General features: G+C 66.2%; 18 protein-coding genes. 11 read left to right on the forward strand and 7 right to left on the reverse strand.

The window, feature by feature from the left end:
* Window positions 1–24: 24 nt before the first annotated feature.
* Window positions 25–3,129, reverse strand: a complete 3,105-nt coding sequence (locus tag CK498_RS04670; RefSeq protein ID WP_095619704.1) for a DNA translocase FtsK — start codon at window positions 3,127–3,129, stop codon at window positions 25–27.
* A gap of 181 nt (window positions 3,130–3,310) precedes the next feature.
* Here CK498_RS04670 and aat point away from each other — a divergent pair, with 181 nt between their 5' ends.
* The 3 genes from aat to infA all read left to right on the forward strand — a co-directional run bounded on the left by aat (window position 3,311) and on the right by infA (window position 5,051).
* Window positions 3,311–4,012 (forward strand): leucyl/phenylalanyl-tRNA--protein transferase, encoded by a 702-nt coding sequence (aat, locus tag CK498_RS04675; RefSeq protein ID WP_095619705.1) that lies wholly within the window; start codon window positions 3,311–3,313, stop codon window positions 4,010–4,012.
* Window positions 4,002–4,739, forward strand: coding sequence for an arginyltransferase (locus tag CK498_RS04680; protein ID WP_095619706.1), 738 nt, complete (start codon window positions 4,002–4,004; stop codon window positions 4,737–4,739). Before aat ends, CK498_RS04680 begins: the two co-directional genes overlap by 11 nt.
* 93 nt (window positions 4,740–4,832) lie before the next feature.
* A complete protein-coding gene (gene infA, locus CK498_RS04685; RefSeq protein WP_013332816.1) occupies window positions 4,833–5,051 on the forward strand; it encodes a translation initiation factor IF-1 in 219 nt (72 codons plus the stop codon).
* 129 nt (window positions 5,052–5,180) lie between these two features.
* Here the strand turns inward: infA and clpA are convergent, their stop codons facing one another.
* The 3 genes from clpA to CK498_RS04700 form a co-directional block, all read right to left on the reverse strand.
* Complete coding sequence (gene clpA / locus CK498_RS04690) at window positions 5,181–7,457, reverse strand: ATP-dependent Clp protease ATP-binding subunit ClpA (protein WP_095619707.1); 2,277 nt, start codon at window positions 7,455–7,457, stop codon at window positions 5,181–5,183.
* A gap of 144 nt (window positions 7,458–7,601) precedes the next feature.
* Entirely contained in the window at window positions 7,602–7,964 is a 363-nt protein-coding gene (gene clpS, locus CK498_RS04695) for an ATP-dependent Clp protease adapter ClpS (protein WP_095620230.1), read from the reverse strand.
* Window positions 7,965–8,190: 226 nt separating this feature from the next.
* Window positions 8,191–10,425, reverse strand: coding sequence for an NADP-dependent isocitrate dehydrogenase (locus CK498_RS04700; protein WP_095619708.1), 2,235 nt, complete (start codon window positions 10,423–10,425; stop codon window positions 8,191–8,193).
* A gap of 241 nt (window positions 10,426–10,666) precedes the next feature.
* On the opposite strand from CK498_RS04700, the gene CK498_RS04705 reads away from it, so the two are divergent.
* Together CK498_RS04705 and CK498_RS04710 are read left to right on the forward strand one after the other, a co-directional pair.
* On the forward strand, window positions 10,667–11,263 hold the full coding sequence (locus tag CK498_RS04705; RefSeq protein WP_095619709.1) for a pseudouridine synthase: 597 nt from the start codon (window positions 10,667–10,669) through the stop codon (window positions 11,261–11,263).
* Window positions 11,260–11,709, forward strand: a complete 450-nt coding sequence (locus CK498_RS04710) for an NUDIX domain-containing protein (protein ID WP_095619710.1) — start codon at window positions 11,260–11,262, stop codon at window positions 11,707–11,709. The genes CK498_RS04705 and CK498_RS04710 overlap by 4 nt, the downstream gene beginning before the upstream one ends.
* Before the next feature lie 19 nt (window positions 11,710–11,728).
* Here CK498_RS04710 and CK498_RS04715 read toward each other — a convergent pair whose 3' ends face one another.
* The 3 genes from CK498_RS04715 to CK498_RS04725 all read right to left on the reverse strand — a co-directional run bounded on the left by CK498_RS04715 (window position 11,729) and on the right by CK498_RS04725 (window position 16,494).
* Window positions 11,729–14,731 carry an efflux RND transporter permease subunit gene (locus CK498_RS04715; RefSeq protein WP_095619711.1) on the reverse strand — a complete coding sequence of 1,001 codons (3,003 nt, stop codon included), beginning with the start codon at window positions 14,729–14,731 and terminating at the stop codon, window positions 11,729–11,731.
* The gene (locus CK498_RS04720) at window positions 14,728–15,819 is read right to left on the reverse strand and encodes an efflux RND transporter periplasmic adaptor subunit (RefSeq protein WP_095619712.1); all 1,092 of its coding nucleotides are present in this window, start codon (window positions 15,817–15,819) and stop codon (window positions 14,728–14,730) included. The genes CK498_RS04715 and CK498_RS04720 overlap by 4 nt, the downstream gene beginning before the upstream one ends.
* A gap of 69 nt (window positions 15,820–15,888) precedes the next feature.
* A complete protein-coding gene (locus CK498_RS04725) occupies window positions 15,889–16,494 on the reverse strand; it encodes a TetR/AcrR family transcriptional regulator (RefSeq protein ID WP_176475720.1) in 606 nt (201 codons plus the stop codon).
* Window positions 16,495–16,629: 135 nt separating this feature from the next.
* Here CK498_RS04725 and mnmA point away from each other — a divergent pair, with 135 nt between their 5' ends.
* The 6 genes from mnmA (at window position 16,630) to CK498_RS04755 (ending at window position 23,814) form a co-directional block, all read left to right on the forward strand.
* The gene (gene mnmA, locus CK498_RS04730; RefSeq protein WP_095619714.1) at window positions 16,630–17,742 is read left to right on the forward strand and encodes a tRNA 2-thiouridine(34) synthase MnmA; all 1,113 of its coding nucleotides are present in this window, start codon (window positions 16,630–16,632) and stop codon (window positions 17,740–17,742) included.
* Window positions 17,739–18,383 carry a high frequency lysogenization protein HflD gene (gene hflD / locus CK498_RS04735; protein ID WP_095619715.1) on the forward strand — a complete coding sequence of 215 codons (645 nt, stop codon included), beginning with the start codon at window positions 17,739–17,741 and terminating at the stop codon, window positions 18,381–18,383. Before mnmA ends, hflD begins: the two co-directional genes overlap by 4 nt.
* A gap of 44 nt (window positions 18,384–18,427) precedes the next feature.
* Window positions 18,428–19,792, forward strand: coding sequence for an adenylosuccinate lyase (gene purB, locus CK498_RS04740; protein ID WP_095619716.1), 1,365 nt, complete (start codon window positions 18,428–18,430; stop codon window positions 19,790–19,792).
* 439 nt (window positions 19,793–20,231) lie between these two features.
* On the forward strand, window positions 20,232–21,419 hold the full coding sequence (locus tag CK498_RS04745) for a cupin domain-containing protein (RefSeq protein WP_095619717.1): 1,188 nt from the start codon (window positions 20,232–20,234) through the stop codon (window positions 21,417–21,419).
* On the forward strand, window positions 21,416–21,847 hold the full coding sequence (locus CK498_RS04750; protein WP_095619718.1) for a GNAT family N-acetyltransferase: 432 nt from the start codon (window positions 21,416–21,418) through the stop codon (window positions 21,845–21,847). Before CK498_RS04745 ends, CK498_RS04750 begins: the two co-directional genes overlap by 4 nt.
* Window positions 21,848–22,215: 368 nt before the next feature.
* Entirely contained in the window at window positions 22,216–23,814 is a 1,599-nt protein-coding gene (locus tag CK498_RS04755) for an isocitrate lyase (protein WP_095619719.1), read from the forward strand.
* The last annotated feature ends 133 nt before the right edge of the window (window positions 23,815–23,947 follow it).

Here is a 23,947-nt window from a genome sequence, read left to right on the forward strand (position 1 = left end):
TTCCACGATTGCTGCATGCTTTTGTCAGTCGCCGGCGGGCGGTCCGGCCAGCACCTCGCGGCTGCCGTTGGTGCCCATCGACGACACCACGCCCGCCGCCTCCATCGCCTCGACCAGCCGCGCGGCGCGGTTGTAGCCGATCTTGAAGCGCCGCTGCACCGCCGAGATCGAGGCGCGCCGCGACTCGGTAACGAACATCACCGCCTCGTCGTAGAGAGCGTCCTGCTCGGCGTCGTCGCTGTCGCCGCCGCCTTCGGCCTCGAGGCCGGTGAGGGCATCGGCGGACACTCCCCCGGAAAGGATCTCCTCGATGTACTCGGGCTCGCCGCGGCGCTTCCAGTCCTCGACGATGCGGTGCACCTCGTCATCGTCGACGAAAGCGCCATGAACCCGCGTCGGCAGGCCCGAGCCGGCCGGCAGGTAGAGCATGTCACCGTGGCCGAGCAGGTTCTCGGCGCCGCCCTGATCGAGGATGGTGCGCGAGTCGACCCGCGAGGAGACCTGAAAGGCCATGCGCGTGGGAATGTTGGCCTTGATCAGGCCGGTCACCACGTCCACCGATGGGCGCTGGGTAGCCAGAATCAGGTGGATGCCGGCGGCGCGGGCCTTCTGCGCTAGCCGTGCGATCAGCTCCTCGACCTTCTTGCCGACGATCATGAACATGTCGGCGAACTCGTCGATCACCACCACGATATAGGGCAGCTTCTCGAGCACCGGCGGCGTTTCGTGCATCTGCCACGGCTGCGGCTCCCACAGCGGATCGGCAACCTGGGCACCGGCGCGCTCGGCCTCGTCGAGCTTGGCGTTGAAGCCGGCGATATTGCGCACGCCCATGGCCGCCATCAGCTTGTAGCGACGCTCCATCTCGGCCACGCACCAGCGCAGCGCGTTGGCGGCCTCCTTCATGTCGGTGACCACAGGCGCCAACAAGTGCGGAATGCCGTCGTAGACCGACAGCTCGAGCATCTTGGGGTCGACCATGATCATGCGCACCTCGTCCGGGGTGCCCTTGAGCAGCATCGAGATCAACATGGCGTTGACCCCCACCGACTTGCCCGAGCCAGTGGTGCCGGCCACCAGCAGGTGCGGCATCTTGCCGAGGTTGGCGACCACCGGCGCGCCGCCGATGTCCTGGCCCAGCGCCAGGGTCAGCGCCGAGGCCTCGTGCTGGTAGCGGTCGGAGTCGATCACCTCGCGCAGGCGAATCATGGCGCGCTTGGGATTGGGAATCTCGATGCCCACGGTCGGCTTGCCGGGAATGATCTCCACCACCCGCACGCTCTTGACCATCAGCGAGCGCGCCAGGTCCTTGGCCAGGTTGCTGATCTTGGAGACCTTGACCCCGGCGGCGGGCTTGATCTCGAAACGCGTGATCACCGGCCCCGGCCAGGTCTCGACCACCTCGGCCTTGACGCCGTACTCGCGCAGCCGCGTCTCGAGCAGCTCGGCCATGCTGGTCAGCTGCTCCTGGGTGTAGTTGGGCTGATGCGGCTCCGGCGGTGTCAGCAGCCGCAGGCTGGGCAGCTCCCCATCGGGCTCTGAAACCATATCGAACTGGGGGCGCTGGTTCTGCAGGTGCTCCACGGTCCACAGCGCCGGGCCGGCGGGCTCGGCGGCCGCGGCACGGCCCTGCTCGGCGCTGGCCACCTGCGGTGCCTCGGCCGGAGGGCTTTGCGGCGCTACCGCCGGCGGCAGCTCGGCAGCGTCCTCGTCGACGCCTGGCGCCTTGTCGCTGACGTGCGGCGCGTCGTCCGGCTCGTCGAGATCCGACCACGACAGACGCGGCTCGTCGGCATCGGCCTCGTCGTCCCAATCGGCGTCGCGCCAGCTGACCAGGCCTGGCTCGCGCTTGTCGCTGCGCGCCGGCGAGTGCGGCGATGAGCCGGACGACGCCCAGCCATGGGGCGGTGCCTCGTCCTCGACAAATGGTTGTGCGGGTGCTGGCTCAGCAGGCTCCGGTGCGGCCGGGGCAGGCGGCGTATCGTCGCGCTGGGCGCTCAGCGACATGCCGGCCCAACGCGGCTCGTCGAGTTCGGGACGCAGCGGCGTCTCACGGGTACTGGCGGCGCCCGCGAGGCTGGCGGCCCCCGCCCAGGCGGGCTGACCGTCGCTCGCCGAAGGCGTGTCCGCTGCCCGCGCGCTATAGGCCGCCTCGGGGCGCTTGGCCGAGGGCGTCTGTACCGGCACTTCCCAGGGAATCTCGGTTTTGCCATCGTCGCCGAAGCCGGGTTCTCGACGCGCCTCGCCGTTCGCCGACGTCGTATCTAGCGCTACGCTGGCAGCATGCCCACCGGGCAGCAGGCGCCGCCACCAGCGGCGCGACGGCGCGTCGTCCTGCTCATCGGGAGCATCGCGGGATGTAGCCTCTTCCTCGCTGCGCCGGGCTTGCTCATCGCTTCGCTTGGCATCGCGAGCCTGCTCACGGCGCACCAGCCAGTGATCCTTGGCTCCCCCCAGCAGCCCCCAGACCCAGCCGATCAGGCGAAACAGCTGGCGACCCAGTTCGTCCATCACCGTCAACCAGGAGAGGCCGGAGAACAGCGGGAAGCCACACAGAATCGATACCATGGCCAGCAGCGTGGTGCCGTGAGCGCCAACCAGCGGATACAGCCCCGCCACCAGCCCTTCGCCGAGAATCCCGCCCGAGGCGTAGGGCAAACCGCTATAGGGGCTGTAGAAGTGCAGTGCGCCGATAGTGGTGGTGCCGAGCAGCAGCAGCACCAGGCCGGCGGCTTTGACCGCCAGCACGGTGGTGTCCCACTCGAAACGCACCTGACGCGAGCGCACCAGCCACCAGGCGGCGAAGCCGAGCATGCCGGGCCACCACAGCGCGCTGGCACCGAACAGCGAGTAGAGCACGTCCGACAACCAGGCGCCGACCGGCCCCATCCAGTTACCAACCGTCGTCTCCGGCCCGCTGTGCGACCACCCCGGATCGCCCGACTGGTAGCTGAACAACGCCAGCAGCAGAAACACGCAGCCGGCCAGCAGCATGATCACCACGCCTTCGCGGCTGGCGCCCTGCAGTTTCAATCCGACGCGACGCGCCTGGTCCTTGGCCTGACTGGCCCTGCCCTTGGCCTGGGTCGCCGTGGTGCGGCGACCGCTGGCTCTCTTCTTGACACTCAAGCGACCTTCCCCCTTGTACGCCTGTCACGGCGTCTTCCATGGTCTTGCAATGGCGCCATCATACCGAGCCAGCAGGCCGCATCACAGTAGGGAATCGGCGACAGCACCACGCTGGGGATGACCCCTGCCCTGCCCATGGTCAATAATGGCTGCCCGCTTCCGATATAGACCGTGCCCACCGATGCTGCCCTGGCTGCCCCCGACGCCGATTCAGTTTCCGCCGACCGACACCGCCCTCGACGATCCCGATGGCCTGCTGGCCGCTGGCGGCGCGCTGACACCGGAGTGGCTGCTGGCAGCCTATCGGCGCGGTATCTTCCCCTGGTACAGCGACGACCAGCCGATCCTGTGGTGGAGCCCCGATCCACGCATGGTGCTGTTTCCCGAGGAGCTCAAGGTGCGCCGCAGCCTCGCCAAGCGGCTGCGCAACGGCGGCTTCTCGACCAGCCTCGACCGCGCCTTCGCGGCGGTCATCGAGGCCTGTGCCGAAACACGAGCCGCCCACGAGGGCACCTGGATCACCGCCGAGATGCGCCACGCCTACCTGGCCCTGCACCGCCTCGGTCACGCCCATTCAGTGGAGGTATGGCGCGAAGAAGAACTGGTCGGCGGCCTGTATGGCGTGGCCATTGGTCGGATGTTCTTCGGCGAATCGATGTTCTCGCGGGAGCGCGATGCCTCGAAGATCGCGCTGGTGGCCCTTGCCAGGCACCTCGAGGCCGATGGCGGCGGGCTGATCGACTGCCAGATGCATACCGCCCACCTGGCCAGTCTGGGCGCACGGGACATCGCCCGAGACAGCTTCCTCGACTATCTTGAGCAGTATGCACGGGCCGCCGAGCCGGCCTTCCACCCGCCAGGAGAGGGCGACAGTGAGCAGTAACACGCCTCAGCAGCCGACGCGGGATCTCCGCTTCTTTCTGACGGTCCCGCATGCCTGCAGCTATCTCGAGAAACGCGAGGCCACCACGCTGTTTCTCGACCCCCAGGAGTCCCCCGGCCAGGGCGTCTACGACGCCCTGGCCCTGCTCGGTTTTCGGCGCAGCGGGCGGCACCTCTACCGGCCTCACTGCGACGCCTGCAACGCCTGCGTCTCGGTGCGCATCCCGGTCGCCGACTTCACCCCCAGCCGCAGCCAGCGCAAGCTGCTGCGGCGTAACGCCGACCTGACCCTGCACGAGCGTCCGGCGCGCTTCGACGCCGAGCACTACGGCCTCTACTCGCGCTATATTCGCGAGCGCCATGCCGATGGCGACATGTACCCACCCAGCCACGAGCAGTACCGCACCTTCCTGACCCTCGATCACCCCTATGCGCGGCTGCTCGAGTTTCGCCTCGAGGGACGCCTGGTAGCGGTCGCGGCCATCGACCTGCTGGGGCACGGGATATCGGCGATCTACACCTTCTTCGATCCTGACCCGGCCTTCGAGCGGCGCTCGCTGGGCAGCTATGCAGTGCTCAGCCTGGTCGAGCTGGCACGCCGCAGCGAGCTCCCCCATGTCTACCTGGGCTACTGGATCCGCGAGTGCCGCAAGATGAACTACAAGCGCAGCTTTCAGCCACTGGAGTACTTGCACGGCCGCCACTGGCGACGCGAGATTCCACTATGAGCAGCTTTTTTGCCTTGAAGGGCGGCTTGCGGCACAATATCGCGCTATCTTGTTGACCAACACCAAGCGCACCATTACGAGGAACCGCCTAATATGGCACGTGAAGACCATATCGAAATGGAAGGCGTCGTCGTCGATACCCTTCCCAACACCATGTTCCGCGTCGAGCTGGAAAACGGCCACGTGGTCACCGCGCACATCTCCGGCAAGATGCGCAAGAACTACATCCGCATCCTGACCGGCGACAAGGTCAAGGTCGAGCTGACGCCCTACGACCTGTCCAAGGGCCGCATCGTCTACCGCTCCCGCTAAGCCCGCGCCCCGCCACCGGCCGCCAGCCCTCGAACCGCAGCCCCATAACGCGCGACGCCCCGTCAAGTGACAGGGCGCCGGTATTACGCGTCGACAGGCTGCGACCGGCATTCACCGGTCGCGCTACGCTCAGGCCAGCTCGGCCTCGGTTTCCAGCCGCAACTCGTCGTCCCCCTCCTCGATGCTGACGTGGACCACGCCGCCGTGTTCGGAGAGCTCGCCGAACAGGATCATCTCGGCCAACGGCTTCTTGAGCTTGTCCTGGATCAGCCGCGCCATCGGCCGCGCGCCCATCTCCGGATCATAGCCCTGCTCGGCAAGCCAGCTGCGCGCCGCCTCGTCGACATCGAGCTGCACGCGCTTCTCGTCGAGCTGCGCCTGCAATTCGACCAGGAACTTGTCGACCACGTTGCGCACCACCTCGGGCATCAGGCCGTGGAACTGGATGATGCCGTCGAGACGATTGCGGAACTCGGGGGTGAAGGTCTTGCGAATCACCTCCATGCCGTCGGTGGAGTGGTCCTGGGTCTGGAAGCCGATCGAGCGCCGTGCGATCTGCTCGGCACCGGCATTCGAGGTCATGATCAGGATCACGTGGCGGAAGTCCGCCTCACGGCCGTTGTTGTCGGTCAGACGGCCGTGATCCATCACCTGAAGCAGCAGGTTGAAGACCTCGGGGTGCGCCTTCTCGATCTCGTCGAGCAGTAGCACGCAGTGCGGCTGCTTGGTGATCGCCTCGGTGAGCAGCCCGCCCTGGTCGTAGCCGACATAGCCGGGAGGCGCGCCAATCAGCCGCGACACGGTGTGGCGCTCCATGTACTCGGACATGTCGAAGCGCACCAGCTCGATGCCCATCAGCGAGGCCAGCTGCTTGGCCACCTCGGTCTTGCCGACCCCGGTGGGGCCGGAGAACAGGAAGCTGCCCACCGGCTTGTCCGGCGACTTGAGACCGGCCCGCGACAGCTTGATCGCCGCCGACAGGCTGGTGATCGCCTCGTCCTGGCCGAACACCAGCATCTTGAGGTCGCGCTCGAGGTTGGAGAGCAGCTTGCGGTCGGAGCTGGAGACGCTCTTCGGCGGAATCCGCGCGATCGAGGCGACCACCGCCTCGACCTGATCGACGTCGATGGCATCGACCCGCACTTCCGGCGGCAGCAGGCGCTGATGGGCGCCGGCCTCGTCGATCACGTCGATGGCCTTGTCGGGCAGGTGGCGATCGTTGATGTAGCGATCCGCCAGGCGCGCAGCGCTCTCCAGCGCGCCGTCGGTGTACTTGAGCTTGTGGTGCTCCTCGAAGCGCCCACGCAGGCCCTTGAGAATACGGATGGTGTCCTCTACCGAGGGCGCCATGACATCGACCTTCTGGAAGCGCCGGGCCAGGGCACGGTCCTTCTCGAAGATGCCACGGAACTCTTGGAAGGTGGTCGAGCCGATACAGCGCAGCTCGCCAGACGAGAGCAGTGGCTTGAGCAGGTTGGAGGCGTCCATGACCCCACCGGATGCCGCGCCGGCGCCGATCACTGTGTGGATCTCGTCGATGAACAGGATCGCGTTGGGCTGCTTCTTGAGCTCGGCCAGCAGGCTCTTGAGACGCTTCTCGAAGTCGCCGCGGTACTTGGTACCGGCCAGCAGCGCGCCCATGTCCAGCGAGTAGACCACTGCATCGGCGATCACGTCGGGCACCTCTTCCTCGACGACCCGCTTGGCCAGACCCTCGGCGATGGCGGTCTTGCCGACCCCGGCCTCACCCACCAGCAGCGGGTTGTTCTTGCGCCGCCGGGCAAGGATCTGCACCACCCGCTCGAGCTCGTGGTCGCGACCGATCAGCGGATCGATCTTGCCCAGTCGCGCCTGCTCGTTGAGGTTGGTGGCATAGCCGGTAAGCGGGTGCGCGGCCCCTTCGTTGCCGCCCTCCTCGCCCTCTTCGGCATCCGATGACGGTGCCGACGACGGGTTCTGGGTGTGCCCCGAGACCTTGGAGATGCCGTGGGCGATGTAGTTGACGGCATCCACTCGCGCCACGTTCTGCTGCTTGAGGAAGTAGACCGCCTGGCTCTCCTGCTCAGAGAAGATCGCCACCAGCACATTGGCGCCGGTGACCTCGCTCTTGCCGGAGGACTGCACGTGGAAGACCGCGCGCTGCAGCACCCGCTGGAAACCTAGCGTTGGCTGTGTTTCGCGGTCGACCTGATCCTCGGGAATCAGCGGCGTGGTGGAATTGATGAAATCCTGCAGGTCGGAGCGCAGCTTTTCGAGGTTGGCCCCGCAGGCTCGCAGCACGTCTGCCGCAGAGGCGTTGTCCAGCAGAGCCAGCAGCAGGTGCTCCACGGTCATGAACTCGTGGCGCTTGGAGCGGGCCACGGTAAAGGCCGTGTTCAGGGTCAGTTCAAGTTCTTTGCTCAGCATGGCAGTCCCCTTCTCGCCGCCTCGGGCTTACGTCGGCAAATTTCTCGGCCGCATTCTCACCATCGGGCACATTCATGGGTTTCGCAAGCTCGATGTTCCAACGCTTGCCGGTCGTAGCGTGCAAACGACCGATTGCGTATGCACTCAATCCGCCGCATCAATGTCGCACAGCAGCGGGTGCTGGCACTCCCGGGCATACTCATTGACCTGATGACTCTTGGTCTCGGCGATATCGCGAGTAAAGATCCCGCAGGTCGCCTTACCCTGAGTATGCACCGCCAGCATCACCTGTACGGCTTTCTCGCTCTCGAAATGAAAAAAAGTCTGCAGCACCTCGACCACGAACTCCATCGGCGTGAAGTCGTCGTTGTGCAGCACCACCTTGTACATCGGCGGTTTGGCCAGTTCCGGGTCGGCTGGCTTGACCGCCAGATTGCCATCATCTTCCTGATCCGGCTCGGGCGGCTTCGTCATGCCCAACGCGGGGGCACGGTCGGCGGCACCCATCGGCACGGACTCATCGTGTTCAACCATAACCATTCATGTCCATCGATAGCGTCTGCTCACCGCCGGCGTCACGCTCTTTCGACGCCATTCGCGGCAGCGGGTTCAGTACTAAGTGATAAATGCGTCCCCAGCACGCCTCTTGCAAGGGCCAGGCCAGCGATACAGGCAAAAAAGCCCCCGCCCGCCTGGCGGACGAGGGCCCTGAGCCTCGCAGAGAGCGAAGTGATCAGCCGTTGGCGACCACGTTCAGCGCCTCGTTGAGGGTCCGGCTGGGGCGCATCGCCGCGCGGGTCAGGTCGTGATCCGGATGGTAGTAGCCGCGGATATCGACCGGTTTGCCCTGCACACCGTTGAGTTCATTGAGGATAGCTGCCTCGTTGCTCTTCAGCGACTCGGCCAGGCGCGCGAACAGCGCCTTGAGCTCGGCATCCTCGTCCTGGGCGGCCAGCGCCTCGGCCCAGTACATCGCCAGGTAGAAGTGGCTGCCGCGATTGTCGATCTCACCGACCTTGCGCGACGGCGACTTGTTGCTGTCGAGGAACTTGCCGTTGGCGCTGTCCAGCGCCTTGGCCAGCAGCGTAGCGCGGACGTTGCCGAAGGTGTTGCCGAGGTGCTCGAGGGACGCGGCCAGGGCCAGGAACTCGCCCAGCGAATCCCAGCGCAGGTGGTTCTCCTCGAGGAACTGCTGGACGTGCTTGGGCGCCGAACCGCCGGCACCGGTCTCGAACAGGCCACCGCCGTTCATCAGCGGCACGATGGAGAGCATCTTGGCGCTGGTGCCAAGCTCCATGATCGGGAACAGGTCGGTCAGGTAGTCGCGCAGCACATTGCCGGTGACCGAGATGGTGTCTTCGCCCTTGCGGATACGCTCCAGCGAGACCTTCATGGCTTCTACCGGTGCCAGAATACGGATATCCAGGCCGCTGGTGTCGTGATCCTTGAGGTAGGTCTCGACCTTGCGGATCAGCTGGGCGTCGTGGGCGCGCTTGGCGTCGAGCCAGAAGATCGCCGGTGCGCCGCTGTCGCGGGCACGGGTCACCGCCAGCTTGACCCAGTCCTGGATCGGCGCATCCTTGGTCTGACACATGCGCCAGATGTCGCCGCGTTCGACGGCGTGCTCGAACAGCAGCGCGCCGCTCTCGTCGCTGACCCGCACGGTGCCGTCGGCAGGAATCTCGAAAGTCTTGTCGTGGGAGCCGTACTCCTCGGCCTTCTGTGCCATCAGACCGACGTTGGGTACACTGCCCATGGTAGTCGGATCGAAGGCGCCGTTGGCCTTGCAGTCGTCGATCACGGTCTGATAGATGCTGGCGTAACAGCGGTCCGGAATCACCGCCTTGGCATCATGCAGCTGGTCGTCGGCGCCCCACATCTTGCCGGAGTCGCGGATCATCGCCGGCATCGACGCGTCGACGATCACGTCGCTGGGCACGTGCAGGTTGGTGATACCCTTGTGGGAGTTGACCATCGCCAGGCGCGGACGCTCGGCGTAGAGCGCCTCGACGTCGGCCTTGACCGCCTCCTGCTTGGCCTCGGGCAGCTCCTTGATGGTGGCGTAGAGATCGCCGATGCCGCTGTTGGCGTTGAAGCCCACCTCGTCGAGGTCGGCAGCGTGCTTAGCCAGCACGTCGCCGTAGAAGGCCTCCACCGCCACGCCGAAGATGATCGGGTCGGAGACCTTCATCATGGTGGCCTTGAGGTGCAGCGAGAACAGCACGTCCTGCTGCTTGGCATCCTCGATCTGCTCGGCGATGAAGGCGCTCAGCGCGCGGCGGCTCATCACCGAGCCGTCGATCACCTCGCCGGCCAGTACCGGGGTCTGCTCCTTGAGTACCTGGGTGCTGCCGTCGGCGGCCACCAGCTCGATCTTGACGTTGCCGGCGGCCTCGATCAGCGCCGACTTCTCGCTGGCGTAGAAATCGCCGTCGCTCATGCTCGCCACGTGGGACTTGGAATCGGCGCTCCACTCGCCCATGCGGTGCGGGTACTTGCGGGCGAAGCCCTTGACCGACTGCGGCGCACGGCGGTCGGAGTTGCCTTCGCGCAGCACCGGGTTGACCGCGCTGCCCTTGGTCTTGTCGTAGCGCGCCTTGACGTCGTGCTCGACCTGCGAAGAAGGCTCATCGGGGTAGTTGGGCAGCTTGTAGCCCTGCTGCTGCAGTTCGCGGATGGCCGCCTTGAGCTGCGGCGTCGAGGCGCTGATGTTGGGCAGCTTGATGATGTTGGCTTCCGGCGTCTTGGCCAGGTCGCCGAGCTCGGCCAGATGGTCGCCGAGCTGCTGCTCGTCGCTCAGGTAATCGGGAAACTGAGACAGGATGCGCCCGGCCAGCGAGATATCGCGGGTCTCCACTTCGATACCGGCCGGATCGGTGAAAGCATCGATGATCGGCAGCAGCGAATGAGTGGCGAGGGCAGGCGCTTCGTCGGTAAGCGTGTAGATAATCTTCGGCGTTTTTGACATGTTGGCGGTAGTCTCTCTGGTCTCTCTGGTCACAGCGATTGCAGGAAAGGCGAGCGGGTCGGAACACCAGGCAGGGACAGGACTCGGCGGGTCCGGTTGTGACGACGGCGTTCCCAACGATCGGCTGGGAGTATACCAGCGCGAGGCCTGTTTCGCATGAGCGATGTTCGTATACCCCGCCGCCAGGCGCTGGGCAAGCCTGCCATGGCGCGGCACGATTTACTCTTGATGACGGAGCCCCATGAGCACCCTGTATCTATTGCACAAGCCCTATCAGGTGCTCTCGCAGTTCACCGACCGCGAGGGCCGCGCCACTCTGGGCGACTATCTCGACGCCCCCGGGGTGTACGCCGCCGGCCGCCTCGACTACGACTCAGAGGGCCTGCTGCTGCTCAGCGACGACGGCGCGCTGATCCATCGCATCAGCCACCCACGCCACAAGCAACCCAAGACCTACCGGGTGCTGGTCGAGGGCGAGCCCGACGATGCCGCACTGCAGGCCCTGCGCCGCGGCGTGCCGCTCAAGGATGGCACCACCCAGCCGGCCAAGGTGCGCCGCCTGGCGACCAGTGAGCTGCCCGAGCGGCAGCCGCCGCTGGACGCCAGGCGCCACCCGCATACCACCTGGCTCGAGCTAACCATCAGCGAGGGCCGTAACCGCCAGGTGCGGCGCATGACCGCTCACGTCGGCCATCCCACCTTGCGCCTGGTGCGCGTGGCCATTGGTGCCTGGCGACTCGATGGCCTGGCCCCCGGCGAATGGCGCCGCGAAACCCTGCATGCGCCAGCGCGCCGCACGGCCAACCCGCACCACTCCCCACAGAGGCGCTCACGATGAAACCTTGGTCTCCCCGCGTCACGGTTGCCACCGTGGTCGAACGTGCCGGGCGCTACCTGCTGGTCGAAGAGGACCGCGGTGGCCCCTTCACCCTGTTCAACCAGCCCGCCGGCCACCTCGAACCCGATGAACGGCTGCTCGAGGCCGCCGAGCGAGAAGTCCGCGAAGAGACCGCCTGGCGGGTCGGCATTACCGACTACCTGGGGCTCTACGTCTACCACGCTCCGGACGGCGTGACCTTCCACAGCCACGGCTACGTAGGCATGGCGCTGGCCCACCTGGGCAACGAGCTCGACCGCGACGTGCTGGCCATTCACTGGCTGACCTTCGACGAGATCGAGGACCTGGAGCGCGCCGGGCGGCTGAGGAGCCCGCTGGTGATGCGCCGCATCCGCGACGCGCGCAGCGGCCGGGTGTTTCCGATGGACGTGATTCAGGAGCGCTAGCACCCCGCGTCCCCTGAGTTCACCACTTCATGGCCAGTCGATAGAGCGCCGGGATCACCAGTAGTGTCAGCAGGGTCGAGGCGACGAGCCCGGAGATGATCGCCCAGGCCATCGGCGGCCACAGCGTCGACTGGGTCAGGGTCAGGGGCACCAGGCCGGCGACGGTGGTGGCGGTGGTCAGCAGCACCGGTCGGGTGCGCCGGGCGACCGCCCCGACCACTGCATCGTCGAGGGGCATGCCCTGCCGGCGATTGGCATTCATCACATCGATCAGCACGATGGCATTGTTGACCACGATCCCCACCAGGGCGACGACACCCAGCATGGCGGTGAAGCCGAATGGCTGCCCGGTCAGCCACAGGCCCGGGATCACGCCGATGGCCGCTAGTGGCACGCTGGTCAATACGATGCCCAGCTGGCGAAAGGAGTTGAACTGCGCCAGCAGGAACACGATCAGCAACAGGACGCCGAATGGCAGGGTCTGGAACAGCGCCGTATTGGCATCCCCCGCCGACTCGGCCGCCCCACCCACCATGTAGGTCACTCCCTCCGGCAGCTCGAGTTCTGCCAGCCGCGGCAGCAGCCCGTCCAGCACGCTGGCATAGGTCTGGCCATCGGCCACCTCGGCCAGCACGGTGGTCATGCGACGTAGGCCACGATGCTGGATCACTGCCGGCTGCCATGTGGTGCGTAGGGAAGCGACCTCGCCGAGGGGCACCGAATCGCCATTGCCAGTCGCCAGGCGCAGCCCTTCGAGCGCGGATAGCGGGAAGCGCTCGCCTTCCGGCGAACGAATCAACAGCGGCGCAGGGTCGCGCTCGGCGCGCCAGGTACTCACCTCGATGCCGCGACTGGCACCCGCCACCGCCATGGCGACCTCGCGCCGCGACAGGCCGAACTCGCCGGCACGGGCATCGTCCACGTCCAGCCGCAGCGTAGGCAGCCCTTCACCCAGGGTATGTCGCGCATCGCGCGCACCCTCGGCACCCCGCAACAGCGCCAGAATACGTTCGGTGCCTTCGGCGAGCCGGCTGCGCTCTTCGGCGAAGACGCGAATCTCGACGGGGGCCGTGACGGGAGGCCCCTGCCCCAGGCGTCGCGCCACCACATCGGCCTCCGGCAACCGTTCCGGGGTAACGTCCCGCACCCACGCCATCAGCGGAGCCAGATCGTCGGCATGCTCCGCCTCGACCACCAGCCGCGCCAGATGCGCCTGACGGGGCTGCTCGACCAGGTTGTAATAGAACCGTGGGCCACTGAAGCCGGCAAAGAGGTGTACGCCGGTCACCGCCGGTCGCTCACGCAGGTCCGCGGCCAGCACGCTTGCCTCATGGGCGGTGTAATCGAGATGCGTACCCTCGGCGAAGTGCAGGTCGATGACCAGTTGATTGCGGTCCGTATCGGGGAAGAAGTCATGGTTGAGCAGTGGCAGCATGGCCATCGCCCCCACCAACAGGACCACGGCACCGGCGAGTATGCCGCCCGGCCAGCGCACGGCGAAGCGCCCGATCCGCCGGCCGGCACTTGACAGGCTGCGCCGCTGCGAACCGCCGCCGGGCTTGAGGATGGCGGCGGCGAAGACCGGGGTGACGAAGATCGCGTAGAGATAGCTGACCACCAAGGTCAGCATCACCATCACCGGAATCGCCCGGGTGAAGTCGGCGGTATTGCCACTGGAGAGCAGCAGCGGCACGAAGGCGGCCAGGGTGGTGCCGGTCGCCGCCAGCAGCGGCGCGGCAAGCTCTCGCACCGAGCGCGACACGGCCTCCGCCGCCGAGCGCCCCTGGTCGCGATGCCACTGCAGGTTCTCGACCATGACGATGGCATTGTCCACCAGCATGCCCAGCGCAATCACCATGCCCGCCACGGCGATCTGGTGCAGGATGCCGCCGCCCATGGCATAGATGGCCAGGGCCGAAAAGGTCACCAGCGGCACGATCAGCATCACCGCGAATCCCAGCCTCAGGCCCATGGTCAGGAACAGCAGGGCGCCGAGAATGGCAATGCCCAGCAGCAGCGAGACGCCGAGTTCGGCCAGCCGCTGCTCCACCCAGCGGGGCTGATAGAACATCTCCTGGATCTGCAGCGGCGCATAGGCGGGGCGCACCTCGTCGAGCAGGCTGCGCAGGGATTCGCCGAAACGGACGGCATTGACCCGCTCGTTGGAGAGAATGATGCCCAGCGACACGGCGGGCTCGCCGTCATGCCAGATGCGCTCGGTGGCGGGCTCGCGTGGCGACAGCCGTACATCCGCCAGCTCGCCCAGTGGCAAAGTGTCCCCTCGCCGCGTGCGAATCGGGGTCGCGGCCAGTTCATCGAGGCTGCCAAACTCCGTCACCGGATCGAGCACCACCGAGCGCCCACCGCTGGAGAGGCTGCCTCCCGCGGTAGTCAGGTTGCGGGCGGCCAACTGATCGCCCAGCGCCTGGGCATCGAGCCCGGTCAGTTCCGCCAGGGCATCGTCCCAACTGACGATGACCTGCTGTCCGGGATCGGCGAGCAGGTCGATGCGTGCAATGTCCTTGAGTCGGAACAGGTCGCGCCGCAGCCGCTCGGCGGCCTCGCGCAGCTCGAGCAGGTCATCGCTGCCGGTCACCGATAGCACGATGCCGTGGGCGTCGGAGTCCCGGTCGCTGATCTCGGCCTCGCCCACCCCGTCGGGAAATTTCCGCGACGCCCGATTCACCGCAATGCGGATCTGCTCCCAGGCGGCGTCGGTGTCATAGACATGTTCGTGCATCTCGATGTTGACATGCGCCACACCCAGCCGCGCCGTGCCGATGAGCTCGTTGACCTCCTCGACCTGGGCCAACTCCTCTTCCAGCGCGTTGAGCACCAGACGCTCGACCTGCTCCGGCTCCGCGCCGGGATACGGCACCAGCACCTGGCCGAAGCGGTAGGGAAAGAAGGGATCCTCCTGACGATCCATGGTCAGCCAGGCGGCCAGCCCGATCAGCGCCAGCAGTGCCGTCACGGTCAGCACCAGGCGCTTGACGTGCAGCGCCGCGTGCAGCCACTTCATGGCAGCACCCGCACGCTATCGCCTTGCTGGAGGCGCCCCTGACCAGCAGTGACCACCCGATCGCCGAGAGAGAGCGGGGCCGAGATGGTCACCCAGTCGTTTTCCAGCCGTCCCGGCGCCACCGCCACCCGCCGCACGCGCTCATCATCAGTGAGGGCAAGGACGTAGGGCGCGTGCCCGCCGGGGTCCTGCACCGCCACAAGCGGTATCTGCAGCGATGGCTGCGTGGCAACGGCAAGATATACCTGCACCGACTCCCCCGGGACCAGGCGCGGGTCGGGTTCGAGTTCGACCACCACCGGCACCAGTGCCGAACCCGCCCTCCCCACGCTACTGATCCTTCCCTCAAAGCGGCCTTCCTGCAGCGTCGGCGACACCTGAGCCGGCATCCCCGCGGTCAGCCGGGCGCCGAGCGTCACCGGGACGCGAATCGCCACCTCCACGCCATCGACACCGGAAAGCGCCAGCACCGGCTCGCCGGCGGCCACGAAGTCTCCCGGCTCGACGAACAAGTCGGCCACGTTGGCGGCGAACGGCGCCCGCAGCGTCATCTCCTCGACCTGGGCTGCGGCATCGGCCCGGGCAGCCACTGCCTGCTCCCTGACCTGGGCGGTGGCCTGCCGTTCCGCAACCAGCCGATCCAACTCCTCCTCGGCGACAAGGTTCCGCTCACGCAGTACCCGAGCCCGCTCCACATCCCTGCCCAGCCTGGCCAGATGGGCGTCAAGCTCCTTGACCCGTCCTTCGGCACCCACCAGGGCAGGCTCAAGCGCGGGGTTGTGCAGCCGTGCCAGGGGCTCACCCTGCTCGACACGCTGGCCACGCTCCACCAGGCGCTCGCTGAGCACGCCGGCATGCAGGAATGCCGGCGCGACCCGGTCCATTGCCTGCGCCACACCGGGGAAGCGCATCCTCTGTTCGGCGGAACCGTTGCGCACCTGAGCGACACGCACCATCGGCCGAGAATCCAGCGTCTCGCCGGCCTCGCCTCTCGCGGCCGGCGCCGAGTCGCAGCCTGCAAGTAGCAGCACGATGCCCAACACCCCCAGCACCCCCGTGGCAGGTCCCCCTCTTTTCCCCTGTGTCATGTTCCTGCTTCCTCATTCAGCGAACCGGCTAATAAACTGGCCGGCCGGTCAGTAATTGGCGCAAAAAACTCAGTTCTGCGGCGCGACCCCGGCCATGAAAATCGTCAGGAAATCTTCCAGGAAGGCCTCGTCGCTGCCCATGCCCGGCCAGTGTTGATGGTGACACTTGGCCTCGAACCATTGCGTGCACGTCATCACGAACAGCGCGATCACATGGGTTGGGTTGATGTCCTTACGCAACAGGCCACGCATCTGGGCCTGGCGAACCCATTCGGCCCCCGCACCGACGAGCTGGTTGTCGAGCTCTCCACAATGGCTGTCCCCTTCCAGGTGGGTCCAGGCGAACAACCGCACTACGCCGGGGTTGTCGCGTAAAAAGTGGAAGTAGGCTTCCACCGAATGCCGCAGCAGCATGGCATCCGGCTCGCCGGCCTCCTCCAGCATGGCCATCTGGCCAGTGTAATAGCGCTCGAAGGCACGATTCTTGACCGCCTCCCACAGCTGTTCCTTGCTGCCGAAATGGTGATGGATCAGGCTCTTGGTGACGTCAGCGGAACGCGCCAGCGCACTCAGCTTGACGGCAGAGAAGCCCTGCTCCACGAAGTGGGATTCCGCCGCGTCGAGAATGCGGGTGCGGGTCAGTTCAGGGTCTCGTGTCTGGGTTTTCTCGCTCATCAGCAGACGATAGCCTCGATTGGCCGACCGGTCAATTGAGTGCGCGCTCGTCGCAGCGATGCCCCACGAGATGAAGCACCGCGGCAACATGAGGTATAATCGCCGGCCATTTGAGGCTCCAACCCGAGAGAGTGTATGTCTTCAGCTACCGGCAAGGTGATCGTCGGCATGTCCGGCGGCGTCGACTCCTCCGTTTCCGCCCTGCTGCTGCTGGAGCAGGGTTATCAGGTCGAAGGCCTGTTCATGAAGAACTGGGACGAGGACGACGGCACCGAGTACTGCACCGCCAAGGAGGACCTGGCAGACGCCCAGGCGGTGTGCGACAAGCTCGGCATCACGCTGCATACCGCCAACTTCGCCGCCGAGTACTGGGACAACGTCTTCGAGCACTTCCTGGCCGAGTACCAGGCCGGGCGCACGCCGAATCCCGATATCCTGTGCAACCGCGAGATCAAGTTCAAGGTGTTCCTCGACTACGCCGAGATGCTCGGCGCCGACAAGATCGCCACCGGCCACTATGTGCGCGGCGGCGTGCGCGAGGGTCGCGCACGGCTGCTCAAGGGCATCGATGTCAACAAGGACCAGAGCTACTTCCTGCACGCGGTGCCCGAGGCGGCCATCGCCCGCACCCTGTTTCCGGTCGGCGAGCTCGAAAAGCCCGAGGTCCGCGCGCTGGCCGAGCAGCACGGCCTGGTCACCGCACGCAAGAAGGACTCGACGGGGATCTGCTTTATCGGCGAGCGCCGCTTCAGCGACTTCCTCAAGCAGTACCTGCCGGCCCAGCCCGGCACCATCGAGACCCCCGACGGCGAGGTCATCGGCGAGCACATGGGCCTGATGTACTACACCCTTGGCCAGCGCCAGGGGCTCGGCATCGGCGGCCTGGCCAACCACCCGGACGCGCCCTGGTACGTGGCCGCCAAGGACCTCGAGCGCAACGTGCTGGTCGCCGTGCAGGGCAAGCATCACCCGCTGCTCTACAGCGACAGCCTGGCCACCGAGGCCATGGACTGGGTGGCCGGCGAACCGCCTGTCAGCGCAGGACGCTTCACCGCCAAGACCCGCTACCGCCAGGAAGACGTGCTTTGCCATATGCACACGCTGCCCGATGGCGGCGTCGAGGTACGCTTCGATGAGCCGCAGCGCGCGGTGACGCCAGGCCAGTCGCTGGTGCTCTACGCCGACGACATCTGCCTCGGCGGCGGCGTGATCCGCACCACCTGGAACGCCACGGAGGCCGCCGCATGAGCAGCACCCCGATCCACAGCGCCCCGGACAGCCCGATGGCCCGCCAGGCCCTGGCCCTTGCCGGGGTCTTTCAGGCCGCCGCGGTGGTCGATGAAATGGCACGCACCGGCCAGGCCGACGAGCGCGCCTGGAGCACCCTGATCCGCGCCACCGTCGACACCGACCCCGAGAGCTTCGAAGCGATCTACGGCGGCCACCCCAACTACCTGCGCCAGGGACTCGAGGTGCTCGAGGCGGTGGTCGGCCGCAAGCAGGCCAACCCGGTGGTACTGCGCTATGGTTTCTCGCTGCTGATGCTGATGAACAAGCTGCGCAACAACAGCAACATGATGAGCGATCTGGGTAGCAAGCTGACGCGTATCCAGGGCCAGGCCGAGCACTTCGGCGACACCCACGAGAACGTGGTCGCCAGCCTTGGCGAGCTCTATCAGGAGACGCTCTCGACCTTCAAGTACCGCATCGTGGTGCAGGGCGAGCCCAGCCTGCTACAGCAGCGCATGATGCCCGAGCGAGTGCGCGCCGCGCTGCTGGCCGGCGTGCGCTTCGCCTTGCTGTGGCATCAGCAGGGCGGCCGGCGCTGGAAGCTGGTCTTCCAGCGCGGCGCCATGAAGCGCGCCCTCGACCAGATCAACCGCCAGTGACGCGCAAACAGACGGCCCGTCCCAACCTCCAGGAAGTCCCGACCATGCAGCTCTCCTCCCTGACCGCTCTCTCCCCCGTCGACGGCCGCTACGGCAGCAAGGCCGCGGCGCTGCGCGAACACTTCAGCGAATTCGGCCTGATCCGCGCCCGGGTCACCGTCGAGGTACGCTGGCTCGAGGCGCTGGCCGCGCTGCCCGGCATCGCCGAGGTGCCGCCGCTGTCGCCGGCCGCCAAGGCCTTTCTCGACGCCCTGGTGGCCAACTTCAGCGAAGCCGACGCCGCACGCATCAAGGAGATCGAGCGCACCACCAATCACGACGTCAAGGCGGTGGAGTACTTCATCAAGGAACGCATCGCCGAGCAGCCCGAACTGCATGCAATCAGCGAGTTCGTGCACTTCGCCTGCACCAGCGAGGACATCAACAACCTGTCCCACGGCGTGATGCTGACAGACGGGCTCAAGAGCCTACTGCCGGTGATGCACGAGGTGGCCGACGCCATCGCCGCACTCGCCCACGAGCACGCCGCCCAGCCGATGCTGTCGCGTACCCACGGCCAGACCGCCAGTCCCACGACGCTCGGCAAGGAGATGGCCAACGTCGCCTACCGTCTGCGCCGCCAGCTCAAGCAGATCGAGGGCGTCGAGATCCTCGGCAAGATCAACGGCGCGGTGGGCAACTACAACGCCCACCTCACTACCTACCCCGAGGTCGACTGGGAAGCCAATGCCCGCACCTTCGTCGAGGGCCTGGGGCTGACCTTCAACCCCTACACCACCCAGATCGAGCCCCACGACTATATCGCCGAGCTGTTCGACGCCATCTGCCGTTTCCACACCGTGCTGATCGACTTCGATCGCGACGTCTGGGGCTATATCTCGCTGGGCTACTTCAAGCAGCGCACCGTCGAGGGCGAGATCGGCTCCTCGACCATGCCGCACAAGGTCAACCCCATCGACTTCGAGAACTCCGAGGGCAACCTGGGGCTGGCCAACGCCATCCTCGGCCACCTCGCCCAGAAGCTGCCGATCTCGCGCTGGCAGCGCGACCTCACCGACTCCACGGTGCTGCGCAATCTCGGCGTCGGCCTGGCCTACGGCCTGATCGCCTACCAGGCCTCGCTCAAGGGCATCTCCAAGCTCGAGGCCAACCCCTCGCGTCTTGACGAAGACCTCAACGCCAGCTGGGAGGTGCTCGCCGAGCCGATCCAGACGGTGATGCGCCGCTACGGCATCGAACAGCCCTACGAGAAGCTCAAGGCACTAACCCGCGGCAAGCGCATCGACCAGGCCGGCTTCGCCGCCTTCATCGACACCCTGGAACTTCCAGAGGACGTCAAAGTGGAGCTGAAGGCGCTCAGCCCGGCGACCTATACTGGCAACGCCGCCGAGCAAGCTCGCAAGCTTTAAGCTGGAAGCTGGTGGCCATGGCATGCGGCGCCGGGGGCAGGCCATAGAGGGGGGGGTTGCCAGGGGTGAGGCGGAAAGAGAAGAAGATCCAGTGTATCTTCTTCCCGCCGAACGGGCTGGCCATGGATGGCCAGCCCCGGTCCTGCAAGCGGAGCAGGATGCGAGAGCGCCGCAGGGCAAAAGGTAGCGTACAGGGACGTATTTACAGCGCCCCCTCGCAGGCCTGTCGCCGGGTCAGCCGCGACACAGCATAAGCGGTGCCGGGGACAGGTCGCAGAGGGGGTTTTTGCCAGGGACGGCAAAAGGTAGCGTACAGGGACGTATTCACAGCGCCCCCTCGCAGGCCTGTCGACGGGTCAGCGCGGGACAGGATGAACGGCGCCGGGGACAGCCGCGTCGCCCGCCCGCAGCTTCCAATATTTGCAACGAGGTACGACGCATGCCCTCTGATTCCCCGCGACAACTGCTCGGCGGCCTTACCGCCAGCGAGTTCCTGCGCGACGTCTGGCAGCAGAAACCGCTGCTGATCCGCGGCGCCCTGCCCGACCTCGAATGCCCGCTCGACCCAGACGAGCTGGCCGGCCTGGCCTGCGAGGAAGGCATCGAGGCGCGCCTGGTCGATGAGCATGGCCGCGACGGCCCCTGGCAGGTCCAGCACGGCCCCTTCGATGACGCCACCTTCGCCGCCCTGCCCGACGAGAACTGGTCGCTGCTGGTCCAGGCCGTGGACCACTACGTACCCGAGGTCGCCGCGCTGCTCGAGCACTTCGACTTCCTGCCGCGCTGGCGCCTCGACGACATCATGATCAGCTACGCCCCGCCGGGCGGCAGCGTCGGCCCCCACGTCGACCAGTACGACGTCTTCCTGCTCCAGGCCAGCGGCCAGCGCCGCTGGCAGCTGGGCGGCCCAGTGGCCGACGACGCCCCGATCATCGCCGGCATCGACCTGCGCATCCTCGAACGCTTCGAGGTGACTCCTGGCGCCGACTGGGTACTCGAGCCCGGTGACATGCTCTACCTGCCGCCCGGCTGGGCCCATCACGGGGTCAGCCAGTCCGACGACTGCATGACCGTCTCGGTGGGCTTCCGCGCCCCCTCCGCCGACGAGGCGGTGACCTCCTATGCCGACTATGTCGGCGAGACGCTGCCCGCCTCGAGGCGCTTCGGCGATGCCGGCATGGCTGCGCCTGCCGATCCCCATGAGCTCGACGACGCCGCAGTGCAACGTGTACGCCGGCTGATCCTCGACAGCCTCGATGACCCCGCCCAGATGGCACAGTGGTTCGGCCGGGCCATGACCCAGCCCAAGTACGTCGACCAGCTGGTACCCGCCGAACGCCCCATTGAAGTCGAGGAGCTTGTCGCGACACTACACGACGGCGACCAGCTGGTGCGCAGCCTGGGGTCGCGCTTCGCCTGGCGGGCGCTTGACGATGCGCGTGCCACGCTGTTCGTCGACGGCGACGGCCTGACCTGCTCGCTGCCGCTGGCCCGGGCACTGGCCTCCGACGCCGCGCTGGACGCCACGCTGCTCGAATTCGACGGGGCCGCCGAGCTGCTCGCGCTGCTTCACGACCGCGGCAGCCTCGGCTGGCCACTGGAAGACGACGACGAGGATGACCAATGAGCGACGCCATCAGCATGGAACAGGGTGACTGGGAAGAACTCGGCAGCGAGGCCAGCGAGATACGCCGCATCGTGTTCATCGTCGAACAGCAGGTGCCTCAGGAGGAGGAGTGGGACGGCCGCGACAGCTTTTGCCTGCACTTCCTGATCCGCCGCGGGGGCCGTGCACTGGGCACAGCACGGTTGCTGCCCGACGGCCACCTGGGGCGCGTGGCGGTTCTCGAGGAGGGACGCGGCCTGGGTCTGGGCCAGCGACTGGTCGAGGCCGCCATCGAAGCGGCCCGCGCCCAGGGCCACGCCCACCTGGAACTGTCCGCCCAGCTCCAGGCGATACCCTTCTACGAACGTCTCGGCTTCATTGCCTACGGCGATGAATTTCTCGACGCCGGAATTCCGCACCGCAACATGTCCCTTCCCCTAGGTGATTGATTCATCACCTCCTTTCTCGATAGCGGAAAGTTGACTACATAAAGCGAGCCATTATTGGCTCGCTTGTAGTCATACTACAACCCCTTCTGCCGCTAAGTAATGATTGTGAGGCCCAGTAGTCATGGGCCATAGTTCAATCACAGGCATGAGTTAAAACGATTGTTTCAATGCAACTTGTAGTCGCCATTAAACATTCGTTTGATATTACCGCCTGATACGACCAAGGCAGTACAGACAGCCTTTGAAACCTGGTCAATCCTGAGATTACTTCGCAGGTGCAGCATAACCCTAACCCACACGGCACCCGGTGAAGTCGACCAAGCCAACAGCGTGATACCGCAGTGCAACAGACGAGAAAGGACGGCCCCATGTCAGCTTACCAAGACGACCTCGACACCATCACTCGACTACGCGACGCCCAGGGCGGCAAGTGGGATGCCATCAACCCCGAGTACGCCGCGCGCATGAAGGCCCAGAACCGCTTCAAGACCGGCCTCGACATCGCCCGCTACACCGCCGGCATCATGCGTCAGGACATGGCCGACTACGACGCCGACACCAGCCAGTACACCCAGTCGCTGGGCTGCTGGCACGGTTTCATCGGCCAGCAGAAGATGATCGCCATCAAGCGCCACCACGGCACCACCAGCAAGCGCTACCTGTACCTCTCGGGCTGGATGATCGCCGCGCTGCGCTCGGAATTCGGCCCACTGCCCGACCAGTCGATGCACGAGAAGACCTCGGTGCCGGCGCTGATCGAAGAGCTCTACACCTTCCTGCGCCAGGCCGACGCCCGCGAGCTCGGCCACCTGTTCCACGAGCTGGACGAGGCCCAGGCCAAGGGCGACGACGTCGCCGCACGCGCCGTCCAGAAGCGCATCGACAACTACGAGACCCATGTGGTGCCGATCATCGCCGATATCGACGCCGGCTTCGGCAACGAGGAGGCCACCTACCTGCTGGCCAAGCGCATGATCGAGGCTGGCGCCTGCTGCATTCAGCTCGAGAACCAGGTTTCCGACGTCAAGCAGTGCGGCCACCAGGATGGCAAGGTCACCGTGCCTCACGAGGACTTCCTGGCCAAGATCAATGCCGTGCGCTACGCCTTCCTCGAGCTCGGCGTCGACGATGGCGTGATCGTGGCACGCACCGATTCCCTGGGCGCCGGCCTGACCCAGAAGCTGCCGGTCAGCACCGAGCCGGGGGACCTGGCCGCGCAGTACAACAGCTTCCTCTACACCACGCCGATCGATTCCATCGATGACATCCGCGAGGGCGACAGCGTGATCAAGCTGGACGGCGAGCTGCGCAAGCCGCTGCGCCTGGCCAACGGGCTCTACCGCTTTCGCTCGGGTACCGGCGAGGACCGCGTGGTACTCGACTGCATCACCAGCCTGCAGAACGGTGCCGACCTGCTGTGGATCGAGACCGAGAAGCCCCACGTCGGGCAGATCGCCAGCATGGTCAACCGCATCCGCGAGGTGGTACCGGACGCCAAGCTGGTCTACAACAATTCGCCGTCGTTCAACTGGACCCTCAACTTCCGCCAGCAGGTGTTCGACGCCTGGCAGGCCGAAGGCAAGGATGTCTCGGCCTACGACCGCGACCAGCTGATGAGCGCCGAGTACGACGCCACTGAACTGGCCACGCTGGCCGACGAGTGGACGCGCAACTTCCAGCGCGACGCGGCCCGCGAGGCAGGCATCTTCCACCACCTGATCACGCTGCCCACCTACCACACCGCGGCACTCTCCACCGACGAGCTGGCCAAGGGCTACTTCGGCGAAGAGGGCATGCTGGCCTATGTCGCTGGCGTCCAACGCAAGGAGATCCGCAGCGGCCTGGCCTGCGTCAAGCACCAGGACATGGCCGGCTCCAATATCGGCGACGATCACAAGGAGTACTTCTCCGGTGCCGGCGCACTCAAGGCCGGCGGCAAGGACAACACCATGAACCAGTTTGGCTGATTCACGCCAACACGCGCAGCTCGCATGGCATGACAGTGACTTGGGGAGGCAGCCGCCTCCCCTTTTTTGCGCCTTTCCTTATTGTTTGTCGATTGACGGGCCTACACTGGGGGCACTCGAGCGTAAAGCGCTG

Source organism: Halomonas salipaludis (genome assembly GCF_002286975.1).
Classification (GTDB): domain Bacteria; phylum Pseudomonadota; class Gammaproteobacteria; order Pseudomonadales; family Halomonadaceae; genus Franzmannia; species Franzmannia salipaludis.

Excerpts from the sequence above, each read along its gene's own strand:
- aat (WP_095619705.1), top strand. The coding sequence starts at position 3,311 with ATGCTGCCCTGGCTGCCCCCGACGCCGATTCAGTTTCCGCCGACCGAC.
- infA (WP_013332816.1), top strand. The coding sequence starts at position 4,833 with ATGGCACGTGAAGACCATATCGAAATGGAAGGCGTCGTCGTCGATACC.
- clpA (WP_095619707.1), bottom strand. The coding sequence starts at position 7,457 with ATGCTGAGCAAAGAACTTGAACTGACCCTGAACACGGCCTTTACCGTG.
- clpS (WP_095620230.1), bottom strand. The coding sequence starts at position 7,964 with ATGGGTGCCGCCGACCGTGCCCCCGCGTTGGGCATGACGAAGCCGCCC.
- CK498_RS04700 (WP_095619708.1), bottom strand. The coding sequence starts at position 10,425 with ATGTCAAAAACGCCGAAGATTATCTACACGCTTACCGACGAAGCGCCT.
- CK498_RS04705 (WP_095619709.1), top strand. The coding sequence starts at position 10,667 with ATGAGCACCCTGTATCTATTGCACAAGCCCTATCAGGTGCTCTCGCAG.
- CK498_RS04710 (WP_095619710.1), top strand. The coding sequence starts at position 11,260 with ATGAAACCTTGGTCTCCCCGCGTCACGGTTGCCACCGTGGTCGAACGT.
- CK498_RS04715 (WP_095619711.1), bottom strand. The coding sequence starts at position 14,731 with ATGAAGTGGCTGCACGCGGCGCTGCACGTCAAGCGCCTGGTGCTGACC.
- CK498_RS04720 (WP_095619712.1), bottom strand. The coding sequence starts at position 15,819 with ATGACACAGGGGAAAAGAGGGGGACCTGCCACGGGGGTGCTGGGGGTG.
- CK498_RS04725 (WP_176475720.1), bottom strand. The coding sequence starts at position 16,494 with ATGAGCGAGAAAACCCAGACACGAGACCCTGAACTGACCCGCACCCGC.
- mnmA (WP_095619714.1), top strand. The coding sequence starts at position 16,630 with ATGTCTTCAGCTACCGGCAAGGTGATCGTCGGCATGTCCGGCGGCGTC.
- hflD (WP_095619715.1), top strand. The coding sequence starts at position 17,739 with ATGAGCAGCACCCCGATCCACAGCGCCCCGGACAGCCCGATGGCCCGC.
- purB (WP_095619716.1), top strand. The coding sequence starts at position 18,428 with ATGCAGCTCTCCTCCCTGACCGCTCTCTCCCCCGTCGACGGCCGCTAC.
- CK498_RS04745 (WP_095619717.1), top strand. The coding sequence starts at position 20,232 with ATGCCCTCTGATTCCCCGCGACAACTGCTCGGCGGCCTTACCGCCAGC.
- CK498_RS04750 (WP_095619718.1), top strand. The coding sequence starts at position 21,416 with ATGAGCGACGCCATCAGCATGGAACAGGGTGACTGGGAAGAACTCGGC.
- CK498_RS04755 (WP_095619719.1), top strand. The coding sequence starts at position 22,216 with ATGTCAGCTTACCAAGACGACCTCGACACCATCACTCGACTACGCGAC.